Raw genomic sequence first — 19,677 nt, 5'->3', positions numbered from 1 at the left:
ATCGGCGCCCACTCGACGATCGAGCGGGCGCCGACAGCGCAGACTGCTGCAAGCGGCTTCGTCTCAGCCCTGGTCTACTGGCTGAGGGGCGTCCAATCGCCACAGCCTAGAGATTGAAATCTCCCGTCGGTGGGTTCGATTGTGACCGTGACCGGATCTGTGATTGTCGTTCCCGAGTTGAAGGTAACCCCGGAACCGTCCTGACGGGACCAGAGGCAGGACTTCTTTCCATCGCTCGACCCGTTGCTGAGATACGACCCCGGCTGGAGGTCAACTCCTACCGCGCCCGTGAAGTTGTACCCAGGAATTTTCGGTGCATCGGAATCGGCGGTGCCCAAGTTGACGGGATTCCACGGCGCGCAGTTGGTTGTGGTGAATCCGCCGTCGGTCGGTTCGATCGTCACCGTAGTCGAATCGAGGGTGGTTCCTCGCTCGACAATGTTTGCGTCGGTGTCGGTTCGTGTCCAGTCGCAAGTCTTGCCACCGGTTGGTCCGGCTGTCCGATAACTACCCGGAATTGCTTCTCCGACCACGGGAATCGTTGTCAGCGGCATGCCGCCGGCATTCACCGTGCCGGCGTTGGGAGTGTCCCGCGGTGCACAGCGGATACTCATGGGGCTTAGGATTCTGCCATCGACATCGGCTGTGCCGTCAGAGGTACCCCAATCGGTTTGGAACGTGAAAAAATTCTCCGGCCGCCCATATTCGTCAGCGTGAGGATCCGCACTGCGCAGGCTTGGCTCAATTACGGATCCCTCGTCGCCTGCCCTCATTGTAACTGTGATCACCGGCCATTGAGTTTTCGACTTGATATTGACAGGGCTTGTGAGTCCAGAACGAGGATCGATCTCTTGGTCATGGACTCTGGAGTTGACTTGAGGTGGGAGGGGCAGAGCGTTAGGGCCATTTCCAGTGGGAGTTTTGAGAGTGCCCTCGGTGACTTGTCCTTTCCATACCCGCAGCAACTGGCCGCTATCGCTCGGGTTTCCGGCGTAATCCACACGAGTGATCTCGGCATCATCCGAACTAGTTTGATAATTTAGCAACTCCGCGCCCGAAGGGATTGCAATGTCGATCTTCTCGCGAATCCAATCTGGGAATTCGTGCGGAGCCGTCACCCACGAGGTCGGGTGTTTGTCATTCCCCTTATAGTTACCCCAAGCGTCTTTTCGCCTCATCTGAACTGGATCCAAGGTTATCTTGTATTCAAATTCTTTTCCGGCCGTAACCAGTTTCGGCGCTTGAATCTCCACGCCCCATTTGCTTGTGGAGTCGTTATTGCCGTTCAGGAACGGCGCGAAACGCCCATTCGACGACCAACAGCTGACCCCGAAGTCGATGTGCTTCGTGACGGTGTCGCCGGTGCCGGTGACATCCGCTGCTGATGCGACACCAGCAGGAAGTAGGAGTGTTCCTGCAGCGAGGGTAGTGGCCGCTGCAATAGTGGACCAACGGTGAATCGGTCTCATGGTTGTTTCGCTCTCTCTGATTGGCCCAGTGCGGGCAGCAGCATCCGTGATTTCCCGACAAGCGAGAGATCACGGATGACCTTCGGAAGTGGTTAGGGCATCGATCTCCCTACACCAACCACAGTTTGATGATTCTGGGAAATTCCAAGGCATCGTGCTCTTGGTATCGATACTGACGAGGCACTATAGAACTAGATTCCGTTGCCGCGCAACGTACTAGCGTGGCGCTCCGAGTTGTGGGCGGTGTTCTCAGTCGCCGAACGCTGAGACTGGTTCTGGTCGACCCCGACTCGCGACCCAGGCGGGTTGCTTGCCATCGCACTAGCACGATGACCAAGGCAATGCGTTGCCACGCAGTGGAGTTCACGCATCTTGATTGTCATATCGAGTTCGGGCACGGAACCGTCACTCGGGTCCGGCGCGTAAGCGGGTACGGCCAGTTGCACGGGGGGTATCGAATGAGCGATGCGCACCCATCAACTTGTACACGACGTCCTCGAGTCGGGTGCCCGCCTGCCCCAGCGCGCGACTGTTTCGATCATCGTTGAACCGGTCCGCCCCGACAGATCGATCTCGAGTTCGAGTTCACCTACTGGTGCGGAACATGATTCGCCAGGAGATCGCTCGCTCGCGGCATCTTTGCCCGACCTCACGGTGCTCGGGAGCAGGCGACCGACCCGATCCTAAGAATTGCTTGGCATTTCAACTATCACCAGACGTGGGATCGATTGCCACTGTTGACAAGTGAGGAATGTCCCAATACTCTCCCGTACACATTCTGCGGTCGGAATGCTCAGTTACATCTCCTACGAACAACCACTGCCCCCAGCGGAATTCGGTTGGCCGACTCGGTCTGCACTTCGAACGGAGTGCGAGACCCGTTTTGCCACATCCTAGTTCAGTCAGAGGCGATTCCAAAGAGAAGGTAATATGAAGGTATCAGTTTGTTCTCGGCTTGCTGCTGGGATAGCCGGGTTCGCTGTAGTCGGCGGCATCGCCGGTGCTGGCATCCTCTCGTCTGCACAGCCCTCAACCAGCACCACGGCGCCGGACGTCCAACTTGCGGGGTTCGCGTCGGATCTCGGCGACTACCTGTTCCCCGGCGTTGGTCAGGCCGCTGTCGACGCGGCTACCCAAGCCAGCGAAACCGGTGACCCCAAGGGAGCCTTCGTCCAACAATTCCCCAACCTGGTCAGTCCGACGCTCTCGGTCGTGAGCTACTTTCTGCCCTGGGATCCGATTGCCCTCTACGCGTCCTTCTACGCAACCGAGCAACTGCTGAACACGGGTCAGCTCTTCCCGAGCGGCCTTACCAACCCGGGCCATGAAGTCTCGGACCTGAGCGCCGAAGACGTCGGAAAGCTCGCCAAGAACCTGAACACCATAGACAGCAACCTGCGCAGTGCCGGCATTGACATCAACAACCTGGACCCCGACAAGGTGGCCAAGGTGCAGTCCCTCCTCGACTCCGCCGGCGCCGACTTCAATATCCAGTCCGCTATAGACGAGTTGGGTTTTGCGCACGACGTCCTCAGTAGCCAGCCGCTCCAAACCACCCCTGCAGGGGTAGCGCCGCTCGCGGGGAACTACCGGACAACGGGACCAACTGGGGGTACCAGTTGCGACTGGACACGAACTGACACCAAGGGGAACGTCGTCGAGCGAGGAACCACCCTCGATTCGACTACGGTGACGATCGAACCGACCGACGGCGGATTCACCACAACCAACTGTGCGCCGTGGAATCCCGTCAGCTTGGACACTGCCGATTCTGCTGCGCAGAAGATACCTGGGTACAACTTCACGGGCGAGGTAGGAGTCGATCTTCAACCTGGGTCGTACCTCACCAAGGGCTCGAGCGATGGAAAGAAGTCTTGCCTATGGTCCCGCCAGGACGGTTCCGGGGTTACCTTCAACTCGGGGACGACAATCGCAAATCCGGTGACTGTCACAATCGAACCCACCGACGGGAAGTTCCAGTCTCTGGGCTGTGCTGACTGGACGCCCCTCAGCCAGTAGCGGCAGTTTCACTGCCCTCCGCAACACACGTCGGTTCCGGGTGCAGTAGATCGGGGCAGTAGATCGCGCAGAGCGCTCGGCTCGATATCCCAGCCGAGCGCTTTGCGTTGTGCGTTAACGGCCTACGAAGAAGCGGCTGGATGAGATCGTCGGAAACGAGGACGCCCTAGGCGTTCTCGCCTGGCGACACAAGCCCCAACCGCACTCCCTAGCCCCCTGTGCGATAGGGCCGCCACCATCGTTTCACTCACCCAGCCGCTTCGAACCACCCCTACCCGGGTATTACGATAGTAATATCACGATTGTAATAGCGCAACAGGGGTCCCGCTCATGCCCGGTTGAACCGGTAGATTCGACCCGATGGTTGCCCGTTCACATGAGAGGGAGAATCGGGTGGCGACTTTCGCCGAGAAGTTCCGGTACTTGATCGACAACGTTCATCCGAAAGACCGACCCCCGTTCACCGTGTCCGAGATCGTGGACGGTATCCGAAGCAACGGCGGCACCATCACCCAGGGCTACGTGTCGATGCTCCTCAACGGTTTACGGCCGAACCCAAGTCTTCAGATCGTCCAGGACATAGCCCTGTTCTTCCACGTCCCACTCGACTATTTCGCAGACGACTCGTCGTACGCCGACTTCCAGGGCTACATCAGCTGGATCCGGTCGCTACGCGAGGACGACGTACCCACTGCCGCGAGGGCATACAACCCATACCAGGCCGGAAACCAGGCACCAGACTCCGAACAGGAGTAGGCCGTCTGGCCACCGAGAGGTCAGGCCAAAGGAGGTCAGGCCAAAGGAGGTCAGGCCAAAGGAGGTCAGGCCACCAGGAGGTAGACCAACGGGGCGATGGCAAATCCCGTCGCCGCACCGACCACAATCTGCACCAACGTGTGATGGCCCAGGTTGATCCGTGACCAGGCGATGGCCGGCGCCAGAACCAGACCCAGCCACCACCACGGACTGAGCGCGACGGCGAGGATGGCAATCACACCGCACCACACGGCCAGATGGACTGACGCCTTGACATGCAAGACGGAGGTCCATACCGCGATGACTCCAAGGGTCGCCAATCCCGCGCAGGTCAGGGCTATCATCTCGGACGGTGCGTCCGCGAGAAGTTGCACGACGAGGGCTACGAGGACCAGCGCGAGAATCGCCAGAATCAGACCATGGCGCTCGGAATGCTCGGTGACGTGGTGGTTTCCGATGCGCTCTCGCGCCATACCTCCCACGATGAGCACCATCGGCAGCACTCCAGTGAACAGGGCGACGAATGCCCCCCAACCGGGGTGTCCGATAGACCACCCGAGAATCAGACACGACGCGACGTTGACCGTCCACGGGGCGGCAATCTCCGTGAGGAGTCGTGCGAGAAAAGCCTTCACGTCAAGTCACCTACCGAGGTTGGAACCGGCTTCGACCGATAGGCCCGGCCGACGGAGCGGACCCATTTCACAGCGTCAGTGTCCGCGGGCGGACGAAGGTCGCAGACCCCAATGCCTCTGGGTTCGCCCGTTCGCAACCAATCCGCTATCGACTCAGGTGTCGCGATCCCATGCCCGACCTCGGGAAGCCCATCGCGGCGTGCCTGCATCGAGAGCGCGTCGAGTACCTCACTGGCTCTGTCCTCCGTATAGCGAACGGGTCCGGCGGTGGCGTGAGAGTCACGCGCGACACCCGGCCAGCGCTCGCCAACCAAATTTCGATGCAACTGCGCGATGTCTCGACGCTGCAGGCGCACCGCGATTCCTCCTTCGGCACTCGCCCACATCAGACCCGTTGCCGTAAAAAGGATCCCGATGGCCGCCAGCTTGGTGGACAAATCGAATAGCGCGGAAGTCGGCTCGACCCACCCTGCCCGGGCGGCCGTGATGTAACCGGTTCTCATCCATGCATAGAACGCGAGAATCGCGACACCGGGAGCAAGAATGGCGAGGCCACGACCCTCCGGCGTGCCGACGTCCCATCCCAACAACACGACAATCGTGATCATCGTGCAGACCACCGCCGCCACGCCCATGACCAAAGCTGCAGCCTCCGCGTAACCGGGAAGGTGCGCATACAGCTTGTCGAACTGGTAACCCGTTTCGGCCTGCGGAACGCGAGCGGCGGAGAAGAAGAATGCGAGGGCCGCGGCCGACGCCGCCACCCAGCTGAGGAATACCGGCGCCACCCATCGGCGTTGGGCGTGTGCCGCGGTCACCCGAAGTGCCACCAGCATGAGCGAGGCACCCAGGCAGATCCCCAGGAACACCACATGTTTGACCGCCGACGTCGCATTCGGGACCCCTAGCGCATCGCTGACCGCGCGGTCGATGGGCCCGATATTGACGGTGGTGTGCGACGCCATGAATGTGAATACGATGGCCGCCCCGAACGCGAACACCGACCTGGCCTGCCACCACCGCCGCGTCCTGGTCACAGCGGCAGACCAGAGCAGCACCGACAACGCAATCATCAAGGCCATGGATCACAAAATTTCGTTGAAATGCGAACGAATGCGCGCCGAGCGTGCCCGGCCCACGCCTGAGATCCGTCGACACAGCTCTGATGCGAACCCCTCCGCGTCTCGCTCCAGCTGCAACAGATCCTCGTCCCCGCCCGAATCTTGGCCGCACTGACGAAGCATGAACGACGCCATGTCATGCCATTCGGACGGCAGGGTGTGTCGAGCAGCCTCTTCCACGGGCAGCCCATGATGCCCGAGCACGATGTGCCCGAGTTCGTGCGCCACCGTCCGATCGGGCGCCGCGACCCATGGCGCGTAGAGCACCTCGTCCCGGTCGTGCCCGTTGCGCCACAAACCGAACGTCCCCGGCGCCAACTCCGCGCTTTCCCTCACGGTCAGCGGCCTGCCCCGCATCCGCTCCACAGTTCGCACCAGCCCGAAGACCGACGCCGATTCATTTCCGCGAGCGTGTGCCAACAGTCGGCTCACCTCACTCACGACCAGATCCATTACCGCCTCGTTCGACTCTCCGTGTCATACCGCCCTCGCCACTTGTCCCGTATCGAACGGGAAGCCAACAAGTTCGGTCGGCTCACGGCAGAACACCAGGGGTGAGACTAGCTCGCGTCGAACATGAGCATCGCATCGGCGCCGCGTTGGAACTCGTAGTCGACGGTCCGGACCTGTGGTCGGAGCCCCAACGATTCGAGTTCGACCAACAGTGGTGGCAATAGATCGTCCAGCTGCTCTCCTGCCTGGTCCACTAGCGGGAACACCCGAACATTTCCCCTCGCCACTCGCGCGAACTCTCGCAACGCGGCGATGTGGAACCGGTGGTCGAGACGGTCTGCGTAGGTGAACAACAGGTGAGACGACAACACGAGGTCGAACGTGCCGTCCGGAAACGGTAGCCGCGGCAACGCGCCCGCCCGATACCGTTCCGGGTGCGCACCGATGTCAGTGGCGAACTTCTCAGCCGATTCACAGCGCATCCTCTGATGCCCCTCCAAATCGCCGTAGAAGTCCCAGCGGTACTGGTCGCTGTTCTTCGCCAGCCAATCGGAACCACGCGCGACCTCGTCCAGGGCGCGCTGGGCTATCTCCGCCGCCGGTCTGCGGTACACAGGATCGACAGCCACTGCGTCGACACCGAGTTCGTGCGCCGACGCCGTGAAACTCGAGCCGCCACCGGGACAGTCGAGCACAGTGCCTGCCAGATCCGAGTTGCTCAGCGCGAACATCGCCCGGTATTCCGCCATCGACCTCGAACTGATCAGGTACTCACCGATCGATTGGCCACCCGTGCTGGTCATTGAGAGAGCCTTTCGGAATGTGTGAGGGTGGATCCGCACCACGTGTGTACGCGTCGCGCCGGATTCCCGGGGTGCGACGCATGCACGAGATCTGCGGATCGAACGGAAATCATGCGCCCAGGAAGCGCGCGAGTTGAGGCACGGCCTCGCCAGGGTGCTTGGCCTCGATACCCTCCCCGATCGCCTGCAACTTCCACTGAGTGCCGGATCGGTAGACCTTGGCCATCACCATTGCCGTGAAGGGCATTCCACCTTGGAGTGTGAACCGGGCGAGTTCCGCATGCGTCGTGGTGTCCACCAGGCGGCAGAAAGCATTCTTGACCTGCTCGAACGTATGGCCGCGGTAGGACGTCACGATGAACATGACGGTCGTCACGTTCGGCGAGATTCGCGTGAGGTCTGCGAATATCACCTCGTCGTCGCCCGCACCCGCCCCGGTCAGGTTGTCTCCTTGATGACGGATCGACCCGTCCTTCGACGTGAGCTGCCGGTAGTAGGCGATGTCCACCACGGTGTCGTCCACGAACAAGACGGCGGACGCATCGAGGTCGATGTTGGCGGACCGACTACCGAACATCCCGCGCTTCTCGATCGGATCCCAGCCGAGACCCATCTGGATTTGTGTCAGCGCTACGCCGCCATCCTTGCGGAGCGTCACCTTCTGCCCCTTGATCAGGCTGACCGGACGCGACTTCGTGAGGCTGACCTCGGCCGGAGCTTCAGGCGCCGCGGTCCGCGCGGCAGCGGCCGCGGCGGGTGCGGGCTCGTCGTCGACGGACACCCCATGATCTGTGACGAGCGCCGCGAATCCGCCGGCATAGCCCTGCCCGACGGCGCGGACCTTCCATGCACCCTGGCGACGATACAGCTCGAGCGCGATGACGACCGATTCCGAGTCCAGGCCCTCGATCTTGTACTCGTACAAGAGATTGCCGGACGCATCTGCAACTCTGGCGGTCGGTGGCGCAAACCCTCCGAACTCGAGGTTCGCATCCTCGAGCGTGATCACTGCACGCACCCGTGCGACGTCCGCAGGCACCGCCGCGAGGGAAACTCTCAGCGAGGCTTGCTGCCCACTTATTCCGGGAACGAGTTGCACACCCGGGCCGCTCGGCTGATTGAAGAAGACGAAGTCTGCGTCCGAACGCACCTTCCCCGCTTCGGTCACGAGAAGCGCGGACAGGTCGGCGGCGGCCGTCAGATCGAGGGTGACGATGACGTCGTCGGCGCTCAGTGGGCCATTCTGACCCTTGGCAAGCTGAGTGGGCACTGCGATCATTCCTTCATTGCGGGCCTCGCATTGCGGGCCGGGTTTGCGTACAAGCTACAAAGAGGATGCGCCCGCCTGAGTATCGGTGCCGCGTTCGACGTGCTTCGAGAACCATCTCAGAATCTCCTCACCGGCGGCGATGCCGCTGCTACCGGTAACAGCCACACCCGGACGCTGCCAGTCGAGTGCCTCGAGTTCGCCGTGCCGAGGGCGGATCGCGGCGTCGGCCGCACTCAGCATGGCCGCGTCGAGTGCGCCGTCTCCGGCAGCCAGGACGGGGGCTTCCGGTGTGAGCACCCCGTCGTCGACGAGCCGCGAACGGACCTCCGCCACCGCGCGACTCTTGCACACCGCGTTCGGCATCGTGTAAATCTTGCGACCCTGCCGGGATGCTCCCCACCCTCGGCGCTCGCACCACTCGTTCCAGTCCTCCACGAACCCCGAGGGCATCGTCTCGACGTCCACGACCAGGTACGAGAACAGCTCATCGGCAATTCGGGACGAGCGAACCCAACTGTCCTCGACCCGGCGAGCCAACTCGTCGACGATCTCCGACAGGGAAGCTGCACCGTCGGCCATCGCGCTTGCTACATCGGCCCGCCACTGTTCGTCGGGTACACCGTCGACCAGTATGTTTCCACCGTTGGTGGTAATTGCGTACCGCCACGGAGCCCCAGGTAGTTCGATCCGTTGGAACTGCGCGACAGTGCGGGTGGTGGTGGGGACGACCACCGCGGTCTCGGTAAGCCGCCGCAGCATGGCATCAGCGTCCGACGTGACGTAGGACAGCGGCTTGCCGTCATAAACCTCGACGCAGAGCAGATCCTCTTCCGCGATCCCGGCTGCCACATCGCTCTCGGTCACAGCCAGTTCCATGGCACCACGCGAGTAGATCATGGTCCGGTCGAGGTCGGTTGCGATCAGCGCTGTCATGCCAAATCCTTGATCAGGCCCATGCATGAATATGCCAGGGAGGGAACCTCTTCGACGGGCACCGATCGTGCATCGGCGAGCAACCGGATGTGCGCATGCTCGGGAGCGTCGAGGTCGCGGACGAGTACCCGCCAAGGCACCCGCCTCAGGAGCACCCTCGTCGTTTCGCCAACTCCTGGCTTGACGAAGTTCACACTCGCGATTCCGTACTGCTCCCGAACCGCCTCGACGGACTTCCAGCCGTCCCACGTCGGCTTTCGATCGGTCCGCAACAATTCCTCGACGTCGCCGGCAACATGCGCGCGCACGTCGGCGAACGCGGCACTGACCGTGTCCAGGAGGTGGTTGGATACGTCGTCGCCCGCGAGGTGCGCGTAGAACTTGGCGCCGTGGAAGTCACTGGGGCCGATCAACGTGTCGTTCAGGACAGTGCGTGACACCAGCCCGGAGACGGTGGAGTTCAGACACGCCGAGGCGATCAGGAAGTCGTCGCGGGTACCGAACGTACGGACGCAGTGCCCCGGGTCGGCCAGGACTGCCAGATCGTCGTTGAACTCCGCACCACCGGCATCATGATGGGCGGCGAGCGCCTGCGACAACTCGCGTGTGATAGCACCCTTGCCCGTCCAGCCGTCGACGAAGACCACGTTCTTCGGATCATGATGTCGCGCCAGGTAATCGAGAGCCACGGAATCGATTCCCCGGTCCCGGACGATCGAGACGGCGTAATGCGGCAGGTCCAACCCGTGGACCTCACGTGCCCAGCGCCGCATCAGCACACCGACCGGCGTACCCGCGCGGGCGAGTGAAGCCAGTGTGATGTCGCGGCCCCGTTCGGCCAGCACGAGGTCGGTGAGCGAGCCTACTGCGCGCGCCAGCCGGATGGAACTGTCCTGCAACACCTTCTCGAACAGTTCGCGGTACCGCTCATCGGGTTGGTACTCGATGGGCAGCGTCTCGGCGTAGTGAGCATCACCGGACTGGATGCGGCGCTCCCGTTCGGCGACATCGGCTTCGAGGTTCAGATGTGACAGATCCTTCAGGAGCCAGCCCACTTCGTCGGCTGTGTAGGAGCCGAAGCCCGGGCCGACAAGCGGCGCCGTCACGCCGACGCTCCCAGGCGTGCGGCTCTCAGAGACAGCGGGTCTGCGCCGGACACCACGGCGAGGAGCACATCGGTTCCAGACGCGGTGAGAACGTCGAGCAGACCGTCGCGTGCGGTGAGCCGATCGGTGTCAGCCGCCTCGTCGATCACCGCCACCACGAGGGGGTCCTCGTTCGACCATTGCGCGTTGTAGACGAATCGTGGCTGGTCTTCACCGTTCTCCGGCGCGATGAAGCGGAATCCTCGCCGCAGCGGGTACCCCGGCCGATCGAGCACGTAGGCCGGTGACCGTGTCGTCGTCTGGAATCGAACGCGGTACCCGGAGTCCGACAGGGCTCGGGCGATCCGCAACGGGAGGTACATCAACTCTTCGTGCCCGACCACGATCACTGGGCGCTGGTGGTCTAGACGTGCTCCGAGCGTCCTTGCCGACTCACGAATCGCCGCATCGAACTCCTCGGTGTTTTCTCGCAGGAACCCGTGCCGACCGCCCTCCGGAACTGCTGCAGGCCAGTCGATATCGAGACGCTCAACGCCTCCGATCCGCGTCCCGACCGGGTTGAGCACCGGGTCCGGAAGGGCGCCGACCGACTCGACGAGCCCGTCCGGAAGGACGGTGTGCCCCTCCGCCAGGCTCACACTGTCGATCTGTACACCGAGTTCGGCGGCCGCAATATCGACGGCGTCCCGATGCTCCTGCGCACGCATATCGACCAGCGATGCAATGACGTATCGCCCACGGGGACTGTGTTCGTGCAGAGCGCGTATCGCGTCAACGGCCGTGGCGCCTGTCGAGATCTCGTCATCCACCAGCACGAGAGGATGGTCATTGGCAAACAAATCGGCCGACGTGGGCTGCAGTTGATGGCTGGTGGCGTGCGAGTGCCCCTCCTCGAACCCGGCGAGCGTCCCGATCTGGGGCACATCCCGGCGCGTTGAATGCAGGTAACACCTGGCGTTCAACCGGGTGGCGACGCAATGACCCAGACCGGTGGCGGTCTCGGCGAATCCGAATACCACCGGATCTGCGTCCGCCCCGAGGACGTTGGTCACCTGATCGGCGAGGCGCTCACCCGCGCCGATCACGATGTCCGGATCGGTGGGCACGTGCTTGCCGAGGACCGTCGAGACGAGTAGATGCGCGCGGCGAGGGTTACGCCGCAGTCCCGGCATGACCAGATCCGAGATGGTCATCCCGACACCCGAACCGATGTGGGTAAATTCTAACCCCAGATACTCTGTGGCCCAGTGCACTTCAGGATACGATGCATGCAGGGTCACTGGACGGCCGATGCGGTCAATAGGTCCACGAACGTGACTCCCTCATGTGTGACGCCGAACACTTTCGCTCGGACGAGTGTCTTCTCGGCCCAACTTCGGTGGGGGCGCATTTCATTCATCTTGTTGCGATACCCCGACGCCTGGACACCACCGGCGCCACCACTCCCGAGAATGTCGAGCGCATCGTGGTACTCCTCGTGCGTGACAGCGGAGAGCGCATGGACGGCAACGACATGCGTCGGGTGGATGACCGTCTTCCCCTGGATACCGTTTGCGCGGTCGAGAGCGATCTCCCGCAAGAGACCGTCCATGTCCCTGCTCACCAACTGCTGGCGAAAGCGCACCTTGTCGTGCTCTTCGAAGGGCGTGGCGCGCAAAGTGGGCCGGAACATCCTCTCGTGGTCAGCGAAGTACTCCCACACGGGTCCGGTGATCACATGCCCGGTGCCGTCGGTGCGGCCGAGGATATTGACGATTGCGGCGATCGCGTCCGCGACCACACGGACGTCGTAGATGGTGAGATCGCGATCACGCCGGATGCCGAACGTGCCGCACATATCGGTGGCCCCGATCCGCACCGCAAGGATGTTGGCACGATGTTCGTCGAGCAATAGCGCGATCTTCGCGAGTTCGTCGTCGCGGGTCTCGAGGTGCACCACCCTCGACGACTCGAGCACGGGCATCGCATACAAGCGTTTGCCGAGTTGCTCGGACGCGGTGGCCAACTCGTCGAGAAACGCGCCCCCGGTCGCGCTGCCGAACTTGGGAAGGACGAACCCCGACAGCACTTCGGTGCCGGTGGTCAGCGAGCCGGAGATGCGGCGAATGTCAGCGGCCTCCCGAACCCGCACGAACAGCTGCATCCGGGCGCCACCGACTGCCGCGATCCGGTCGAGCGCATCAACGGCGTTGAGCAGTGCCGATTCCACCTGGTGATCGGCGACGGCATCCTCGAGATCCAGGACCATCGAGCACACCCCGTCGCTCGACCTGCGCAGAATGGTCTCCGCCAGGTTCGGCCTCGTCGCAGGTACGTACAGCGTGGCCCCCAACGCCACCGCCAGTACCGACCGATCCTCGTCCGGCCACAGATCCTGCGGCGGATGCAGGAACAGCCGCCCGTGGGTTTCGGGATCGAGGTGGTGGAAGTGGCGTACCGGTGCCGCCAGTTCGACACCCGACATTGTGATCTCTTCGCCGACGCTCATCGTCCCCCGTGCCAAGGTTCTACTGTTCGCTTTCTCGTCTCGCGGTCCACCACGGCTTGGTGGTGAACATGGTCCGCCGAAACCGGGAGCGCCCAACTCCCGGGACACGGCAGGGTAGGCGAACGAGTGGCGTTCTGCACAATCTGGGCCCTGACATGCTCTAGCGGTTGTCGATCTCGGGAAACACTGCGAACATCATTCACTATCGTGATGCTGCACGACGAACCCGGAGCTTCGGCAGTGGTCGAGGGTTCACTCACCTCATCCCGAAAGGACCCGCGAATGGGTGTCAGCTTGACCAAGGGCGGCAACGTTTCCCTCACGAAAGAGGCGCCGAACCTGACTGCGGTGGCCGTCGGCCTCGGATGGGATGCCCGCTCGACCACCGGCACCGATTTCGACCTCGACGCGAGCGCCATCGGCGCGGGTGCAGACAAGAAGGTTGTGTCAGACCAGTACTTCGTCTTCTTCAACAATCTCCGTTCGCCCGACGGCTCGATCGAACACGCCGGCGACAACACCACCGGCGCTGGTGAGGGAGACGACGAAGTGATCAACGTCGACCTCGCGGCCGTCCCGGCCAACATCGAGAGCATTGTGTTCCCCGTCTCGATCTACGATGCGGACGCGCGTGCGCAGTCTTTCGGCCAGGTACGCAACGCCTACATCCGCGTCGTAGACAAGTCCAACGGGGCCGAGCTTGCCCGCTACGACCTGTCCGAGGACGCGTCCACCGAGACGGCGATGGTCTTCGGTGAGTTGTACCGCAATGGTGCGGACTGGAAGTTCCGTGCGATCGGCCAAGGATATGCATCCGGGCTGGCCGGAATCGCCCGCGACTACGGCGTCAACACCTGACAATTCTTCGTTCTCCTGTAGGAGAGGGTTTCACGGCTCCGGCGTGAAACCCTCTCCCGTATCTACACACCAGCGGTAGCCACCTGGCATTGCCCATCAGAGAAAGGCCACGCTTCGTGGTTCTGCGAATATTCGGTCTCTCCTTCGCTGTGACGGTGATCTCCCTGATCATCGCCGCGCTGTACGGCGGCCCAGAGGCCGTCGTACTCGTGGCGATCCTCTCCATCCTCGAGATCTCCCTGTCCTTCGACAACGCCGTGATCAACGCCACCGTCCTAAGGCGGATGAGCGAGTTCTGGCAGAAGATCTTCCTCACCATCGGCATCGTCATCGCGGTGTTCGGCATGCGCCTGGTCTTCCCTCTCGTCATCGTCTGGCTCGCCTCCGGCCTCGGCCCCGTTGCCGCCATCGATCTCGCCCTCAATCCGCCTGCGGACGGCGCCGCGTACTTCCCCGACGGAAGCCCCAGCTATGAGACTCTCCTCACGGATGCGCACCCCCAGATCGCGGCCTTCGGCGGAATGTTCCTGTTGATGCTGTTCCTCGGCTTCATCCTCGAGGAGCGCGAAATCACTTGGCTGTCTTGGTTGGAGAAGCCGCTCGCACGGATCGGCAAGCTCGATCAGCTCGCCGTCGTCGTTGCCGGCGTACTGCTGCTGATCACCGCCACATTCATCGCTCCAGCCGACAAAGTCGCCACAGTGATGACCGCCGGCGTGCTCGGCATGATCTCCTACATCGCCGTCAACGGATTGGGTGAGCTATTCAACACTCCCGAGGAAGGCGAGGTGGGCGAGGGAACTCGCGGCGGCCCCACCCAGCTGGCCAAGGCCACCGGCAAGGCCGGGTTCTTCCTGTTCCTCTACCTCGAGGTCCTCGACGCGTCCTTCTCGTTCGACGGTGTGATCGGCGCTTTCGCGATCACCTCCGACCCGATCATCATCGCCCTCGGCCTCGGATTCGTCGGCGCGATGTTCGTCCGCTCGATCACCGTGTTCCTGGTGCGCAAGGGCACCCTTTCGGAATACGTGTACCTCGAGCACGGTGCCCACTGGGCCATCGGCGCACTCGCAGCGATCCTGCTCGTCTCCATCGGCTTCCACGTCAACGAGATGGTCACGGGACTCGTCGGCGTCGCCCTCATCGGCGCCGCCTTCATCTCGAGCATCATGCGCAACCGCAAGGCTGCCGCGATCGCGAGCACCGACGATGTGGACGTCGACGAGCAGAAGCCGGTCAGCGTCGGCTGAGTCTCAGGCTCGCACTCACTCCCGGCGGCAGTGCTCGTGGCACGATCACGCACTGCCGCCGGCTCTGTGACCGTCACCGGTCAGACGGAGCAGACACTCAGGACATCTGGGTGCCGTAGACGTGCGTCGCACGGAGTCGGAGGACCTGTCGCCGATCGGAGACCATCGCACGACGGAACTCGTCCCAGTCGTCGTGCTCACCGCCCGAGACGATCCGGTACACCTCGACGAGTTCGTCGGCTGCAGCGTCGTGCGGATCGGTCGCGACCGCACTCAGTTCCGCATCACCGTCTACCACCACGTAGCTCCAGAAATCGGCGGTGGTGACGTATAACGACACGCGCGGGTCGCGTGCGGCGTTGCGGGTCTTGGCTCGATCCGCCGTCACCGACACCCGTGCCGTGCACGTGTCGGAGTCCCAGGTATAGGCCACGTTCGACAACTGTGGCCGTCCGTCACGTTTGATCGTGACCAGGACCCCGCGATTGTGTGAGGCGACCAGGTCGAGCAACGGACGCTGCGCTTCATTCACATCGAGGCTCATGATTCACCCAACCACATGTACCGAACCGGTGTCCCGCTTCTGAAACACCTTGCTACGCCGAACGCCGCGCTCGCTTCTACCCCATGACGGCCAATGCGTCGATCTCGACCAGCATGTCCTCGTGAGGGAGTCCGACGAACACGGTGGTTCGACACGGCAACTGGCCGCTCGGCACATTTTCCTTTATGAACTCGTCGTACACATCGTTCATCGTGGCGAAGTCGTCTCGCGTGGTGAGATAGACGCGGAACATCAGCACGTCCCCCACTGTTGCGCCGCCGGCTTCGAGGATCGCCTTCACATTCGCCAGGGTGCGGTGGGTCTGCCCACGAACGTCGCCTCGAGCGACGTACCTGTTGGTGGCGGGGTCGAGAGAGACATTGCGCCCCAACTTATTTCACGCACCGAGGCATACGAGGTCATTGGACACCCGATGCGGTCAACAGGTCCACGAACGTCACTCCCTCATTGGTGACGCCGAACACTCGCGCTCGGATGAGTGTTCTCTCGGCCCACGCCAGGTGCGGTCGTATTTCATTCATCTTGTTGCGATACTTCGACGGTCGAACGCCCCCGCGGCTCTCACCGCCACGGATGTCGAGAGCATCCTGGTACTCCTCATGTGTAACGGCCGACAACGCATGGACGGCAGCGACATGCGTCGGATGGATGACCGTCTTTCCCTGAATACCGTTGGCACGGTCGAGTGCGATTTCGCGCAACAACCCGTCCATGTCGCTGCTGACCAACTGCTGACGAAAGTGCACCATGTCGTGTTTCTCGAAGGGGGCGGTGCGAAGAGTGGGCCGGAACAGCCGCTCGCGATCGGCGAAGTACTCCCACACCGGTCCGGTGATCACGTGACCGGTGCCGTCTGCACGACCGAGGAGATTGACGATCTCGGCGATGACATCCGCAACCACCCGGACCTCGTAGATCGTCAGATCGCGGTCGCGACGGATGCCGAACGCACCGCACATATCGGTGGCCCCGATGCGCACGGCGAGAATCCGGGCACGGTGTTCGTCGACCAACGCGGAGATCCTGACGAGTTCGTCGTGGCGGGTCTCGCGATTGATCAGCTCTGTCGACTCGAGCACGGGCATTGCGTACAACCGCTTGCCCAGGCGTTCCGACATCGAAACCAATTCGTCGAGAAACCCCACCGCTGTGGCGCTACCGAACTTGGGAATCACGAACCCCGACAGCACCTGCGTACCGTCGGTCAAGAGGCTGCAGATGCGGCGAATATCTTCGGCCACCCGAACTCGCACGAATAGCTGCATGCGCGCACCCCCGAGTATCGCGATCCGATCGAGCGCCTCGACGGCATTGAGAAGCCCGGCCTCCACATCGCGGTCGGCGAGAGCATCCTCGAGGTCGATGATCATCGAGCACACGCCGTCCCCGGACCTGCGGAGGATGGTCTCCGCGAGATCTGGCCTCGTGGCAGGAACGTACAACGTGGCCCCCAAGGCAACGGCGAGTACCGTCCGGTCCTCGTCCGGACCGAGCGCTTCCGGGGAGCGCAGAAACAGCCGCTTATGCGTTTCGGGATCAAGGTGGTGGAAATGCCGCACCGGCTCCAACGCCCGAGTTTGAGTAATAGTCATGCTGGGTCCGTTCTAGTGCTCCCACCGCCCCCGAACCGCGCCGAACTGAGGTCTCAAGAGATGAGATGCGCTATGTGCGATAAGGATTGTGCTTTGACCCACTCCTGTTTAGCATCGGTATAGTTCATCGTCAACGGGTCGATTCAGCGTCCGCTGAGCGGGAATTCTTGCGGTCATTCCAAGGGGTTCGATTTCGCAGGCCACTATCGCGCCGGCAAGGAAATCTACCCTCGAACACGAGGATGTCGATCGAATCGATACGGGCAGAAATCATTGGCCTACAAGCTGATTCGTCGCTATTCCCGGCAACTCGGTATGTGCTTCGGAACTCGGTCTGCCCATAACTCAGCGATGCTGACGCAGAGCCCGTCGGCGGTGGACAATGATCGTATCCGAAGCTAACAGGAGTGAGCCGAAGCGCAATTTTCTTTGCATTCAACGCAACTCATTTCTTAGAGTGCACGAACACTGGACCGAATCGGACATGAAGATCGACGGGCCGGGCGTATGCACGGTGGCTGACGGCGTCGAGGTGGCCGAACTTATCGCCCCTGTGCTGCGCCTTACCGGATGGCCGTTTCGAAGGTGCGACACGAGTGGCGATGGATTCCGGTCATCGGCGATAATTCCGACGATCCGGTTGTGATCGACCTGATTCACACCTTGTTGCCGCTCCAGACCCCTGGCCCGGGGCAGCAACCCCGGGCGGATCCGTTGACGCGCACGAGGAGACAGCATGGAACCTCAGGAAGTTGATTTCGCACACACGGACGGCGCAGCGCGGAGGCGACGGGAGAAAGCGATCGGTCTGGCTAAGTACGTCTGGGACAGGGGGATCAGCGGGGAGGAACTACTCGACCTCACCGACAGCGCACGGCGAAAGCTTGCCCGCGCGGCAGAAATCAACCCGCCGAGCACCATGGAGACCTGGAACATCGTTGCCGAGATGCTCGCGCAGAAGTCGGGGTGGGCGGCTCGACACCCCGACCATCCCGCTGCGACTCCCGCTCACCTCGACGAGAAAATCATGTGGGCGAAACCGCCGGTCCAGCCTTGGTCCTGACCACCGATCACCGAGCCGGCCAGATTTCGAGAATGCGGTCGTCTGTATCTGCGGGCGTGCCGCGACCGTCGCGGTTGCTCGTGGTGAACCACAGTGAGCCGTCCGGGGTAGCGACGACTGTGCGTAGTCGCCCGTACTCGCCCTCGAAGAGCGACTGCGGCTCGCCGAGCGAACCGTCGACGCCCACCGGGATCTGCCACAGTCGTTCGCCGCGCAGCGCCGCTACCCACAACGAGCCGTCGACGAAAGCCAGCCCGGACGGTGACGCTTCGCTGGGGCGCCACTGCAGCACCGGGTCGGTGAAGCCGTCGATACCCGCAATGCCCTCCACATCGGGCCATCCGTAGTTGTTCCCAGGTTCGATCAGGTTGAGCTCGTCCCAGGTATCTGCCCCGAACTCCGTCGCCCACAGTCGACCGGCGTCGTCCCAAGCCAACCCCTGTACATTGCGGTGCCCGAGTGACCACACCGGGGACCCCGGTGTGGGGTTGTCCTGGGGGATCGATCCATCGGCGCCTATCCGCAGGATCTTGCCGCCGAGCGAGTCGGGGTCCTGCGCGAGGGGCTTGTCGCCGGCTTCGCCGGTGGTGACGTACAGCGCTCCGTCGGGTCCGAAGGCGATCCTGCCACCGTCATGGATGGTCCCGGCGGGGATGCCCGTCAGGATCGGATCGGGTGCTCCGAGTCCGTCTTCGTCGAACCGGAGCGCCACCACCCGGTTGTCATCGGCGGTGGTGAGGTACGCGTAGATCGTCCGGTCTGTGTCGTAAGTGGGTGAGATGGCAAGGCCGAGCAGTCCCGATTCGCCCCGTGCTGCTACTCGGGGCACGGTCCCGACATCAGACACTTCCCCGTTCGCCTGCAGTTGGAGGATCTTGCCGCTGTTGCGCTCGGCAATCAGTGCCGTCCCGTCGGGAAGGAATGCTATCCCCCACGGCACTTCGAGGTCTTCCGCGATCACGGTGGGGTCGGCAACGGCCGCTGCCCCAGTGGTCGACGACGCCTGCGAATTCCCGTCCGACTGGCATCCCGCAGATCCCACCACCGCAAGCACCGCCGCGACCGCCAAGAGTCGCCGTCTCATGAGAGGTCCTCCCGTCGCGTAACTCCTCTGACAATCATCGTCCCCTGCAGGGCGGTGCGGTGGGGGCGAGATAGGCCATTTGTCCATTTCAGAGGCCGAAATTTCACCGAAATGTGGGTTCCGTCAACCGCCGACGCGGGCATACACTCCTCGAGATGCGCGACTCACATCCGACCTGATGTTGCGCCGAGGAGAGTGAGCCCGGAGGGAGT

18 protein-coding genes and 1 pseudogene are annotated in these 19,677 nt (G+C 62.6%); 5 read left to right on the top strand and 14 right to left on the bottom strand.

Features of this window, described 5'->3' with window-relative positions:
• Window positions 1-74: 74 nt before the first annotated feature.
• Window positions 75-1,469 (bottom strand): hypothetical protein, encoded by a 1,395-nt coding sequence (locus tag BFN03_RS20515; RefSeq protein WP_157109663.1) that lies wholly within the window; start codon window positions 1,467-1,469, stop codon window positions 75-77.
• A gap of 930 nt (window positions 1,470-2,399) precedes the next feature.
• On the opposite strand from BFN03_RS20515, the gene BFN03_RS19870 reads away from it, so the two are divergent.
• Together BFN03_RS19870 and BFN03_RS19865 are read left to right on the top strand one after the other, a co-directional pair.
• Complete coding sequence (locus BFN03_RS19870; protein ID WP_070380462.1) at window positions 2,400-3,488, top strand: hypothetical protein; 1,089 nt, start codon at window positions 2,400-2,402, stop codon at window positions 3,486-3,488.
• Window positions 3,489-3,848: 360 nt separating this feature from the next.
• Window positions 3,849-4,244, top strand: a complete 396-nt coding sequence (locus tag BFN03_RS19865; RefSeq protein WP_070380461.1) for a helix-turn-helix domain-containing protein — start codon at window positions 3,849-3,851, stop codon at window positions 4,242-4,244.
• Between the two features lie 65 nt (window positions 4,245-4,309).
• Here the strand turns inward: BFN03_RS19865 and BFN03_RS19860 are convergent, their stop codons facing one another.
• The 9 genes from BFN03_RS19860 to BFN03_RS19820 form a co-directional block, all read right to left on the bottom strand.
• On the bottom strand, window positions 4,310-4,879 hold the full coding sequence (locus tag BFN03_RS19860; protein WP_070380460.1) for a hypothetical protein: 570 nt from the start codon (window positions 4,877-4,879) through the stop codon (window positions 4,310-4,312).
• Window positions 4,876-5,961: a hypothetical protein gene (locus BFN03_RS19855; protein WP_070380459.1), complete on the bottom strand. Its 1,086-nt coding sequence runs from the start codon at window positions 5,959-5,961 to the stop codon at window positions 4,876-4,878. The genes BFN03_RS19860 and BFN03_RS19855 overlap by 4 nt, the downstream gene beginning before the upstream one ends.
• Window positions 5,962-5,964: 3 nt before the next feature.
• Window positions 5,965-6,441, bottom strand: coding sequence for a hypothetical protein (locus BFN03_RS19850; RefSeq protein ID WP_157109662.1), 477 nt, complete (start codon window positions 6,439-6,441; stop codon window positions 5,965-5,967).
• Between the two features lie 119 nt (window positions 6,442-6,560).
• Window positions 6,561-7,256 carry a methyltransferase domain-containing protein gene (locus BFN03_RS19845; RefSeq protein ID WP_070380457.1) on the bottom strand — a complete coding sequence of 232 codons (696 nt, stop codon included), beginning with the start codon at window positions 7,254-7,256 and terminating at the stop codon, window positions 6,561-6,563.
• Window positions 7,257-7,365: 109 nt separating this feature from the next.
• Window positions 7,366-8,526 (bottom strand): TerD family protein, encoded by a 1,161-nt coding sequence (locus BFN03_RS19840; RefSeq protein ID WP_070381116.1) that lies wholly within the window; start codon window positions 8,524-8,526, stop codon window positions 7,366-7,368.
• A 54-nt stretch (window positions 8,527-8,580) separates the two neighbouring features.
• Window positions 8,581-9,459 (bottom strand): HAD family hydrolase, encoded by an 879-nt coding sequence (locus tag BFN03_RS19835; RefSeq protein ID WP_070380456.1) that lies wholly within the window; start codon window positions 9,457-9,459, stop codon window positions 8,581-8,583.
• Window positions 9,456-10,565: a cysteine protease StiP family protein gene (locus tag BFN03_RS19830; protein WP_070380455.1), complete on the bottom strand. Its 1,110-nt coding sequence runs from the start codon at window positions 10,563-10,565 to the stop codon at window positions 9,456-9,458. Before BFN03_RS19830 ends, BFN03_RS19835 begins: the two co-directional genes overlap by 4 nt.
• Complete coding sequence (locus tag BFN03_RS19825) at window positions 10,562-11,758, bottom strand: phosphoribosyltransferase family protein (RefSeq protein WP_084385826.1); 1,197 nt, start codon at window positions 11,756-11,758, stop codon at window positions 10,562-10,564. Before BFN03_RS19825 ends, BFN03_RS19830 begins: the two co-directional genes overlap by 4 nt.
• Before the next feature lie 83 nt (window positions 11,759-11,841).
• Window positions 11,842-13,053, bottom strand: a complete 1,212-nt coding sequence (locus tag BFN03_RS19820; protein ID WP_070380454.1) for an HpcH/HpaI aldolase/citrate lyase family protein — start codon at window positions 13,051-13,053, stop codon at window positions 11,842-11,844.
• A gap of 282 nt (window positions 13,054-13,335) precedes the next feature.
• Here BFN03_RS19820 and BFN03_RS19815 point away from each other — a divergent pair, with 282 nt between their 5' ends.
• Both BFN03_RS19815 and BFN03_RS19810 read left to right on the top strand, forming a co-directional pair.
• Window positions 13,336-13,911 carry a TerD family protein gene (locus tag BFN03_RS19815; RefSeq protein ID WP_070381114.1) on the top strand — a complete coding sequence of 192 codons (576 nt, stop codon included), beginning with the start codon at window positions 13,336-13,338 and terminating at the stop codon, window positions 13,909-13,911.
• 116 nt (window positions 13,912-14,027) lie between these two features.
• Entirely contained in the window at window positions 14,028-15,161 is a 1,134-nt protein-coding gene (locus tag BFN03_RS19810) for a DUF475 domain-containing protein (protein ID WP_070380453.1), read from the top strand.
• Between the two features lie 97 nt (window positions 15,162-15,258).
• Here BFN03_RS19810 and BFN03_RS19805 read toward each other — a convergent pair whose 3' ends face one another.
• The 3 genes and pseudogenes from BFN03_RS19805 to BFN03_RS19795 all read right to left on the bottom strand — a co-directional run bounded on the left by BFN03_RS19805 (window position 15,259) and on the right by BFN03_RS19795 (window position 17,318).
• Entirely contained in the window at window positions 15,259-15,705 is a 447-nt protein-coding gene (locus BFN03_RS19805; RefSeq protein WP_070380452.1) for a PPOX class F420-dependent oxidoreductase, read from the bottom strand.
• A gap of 76 nt (window positions 15,706-15,781) precedes the next feature.
• A pseudogene (locus BFN03_RS19800) lies at window positions 15,782-16,078 on the bottom strand (RidA family protein); the annotation flags it as partial.
• 46 nt (window positions 16,079-16,124) lie between these two features.
• On the bottom strand, window positions 16,125-17,318 hold the full coding sequence (locus tag BFN03_RS19795) for an HpcH/HpaI aldolase/citrate lyase family protein (protein ID WP_070380451.1): 1,194 nt from the start codon (window positions 17,316-17,318) through the stop codon (window positions 16,125-16,127).
• A gap of 736 nt (window positions 17,319-18,054) precedes the next feature.
• Here BFN03_RS19795 and BFN03_RS19785 point away from each other — a divergent pair.
• Complete coding sequence (locus tag BFN03_RS19785; protein WP_070380449.1) at window positions 18,055-18,381, top strand: hypothetical protein; 327 nt, start codon at window positions 18,055-18,057, stop codon at window positions 18,379-18,381.
• A gap of 7 nt (window positions 18,382-18,388) precedes the next feature.
• Here BFN03_RS19785 and BFN03_RS19780 read toward each other — a convergent pair whose 3' ends face one another.
• The gene (locus BFN03_RS19780; RefSeq protein ID WP_070380448.1) at window positions 18,389-19,465 is read right to left on the bottom strand and encodes a PQQ-dependent sugar dehydrogenase; all 1,077 of its coding nucleotides are present in this window, start codon (window positions 19,463-19,465) and stop codon (window positions 18,389-18,391) included.
• Window positions 19,466-19,677 lie beyond the last annotated feature (212 nt).

The organism is Rhodococcus sp. WMMA185 (genome assembly GCF_001767395.1).
In the GTDB taxonomy this organism is placed as follows: Bacteria; Actinomycetota; Actinomycetes; order Mycobacteriales; family Mycobacteriaceae; genus Rhodococcus_F.
The sequence above is the reverse complement of the archived record's forward strand: the minus strand, read 5'-3'. Positions and strand labels throughout refer to the sequence as shown.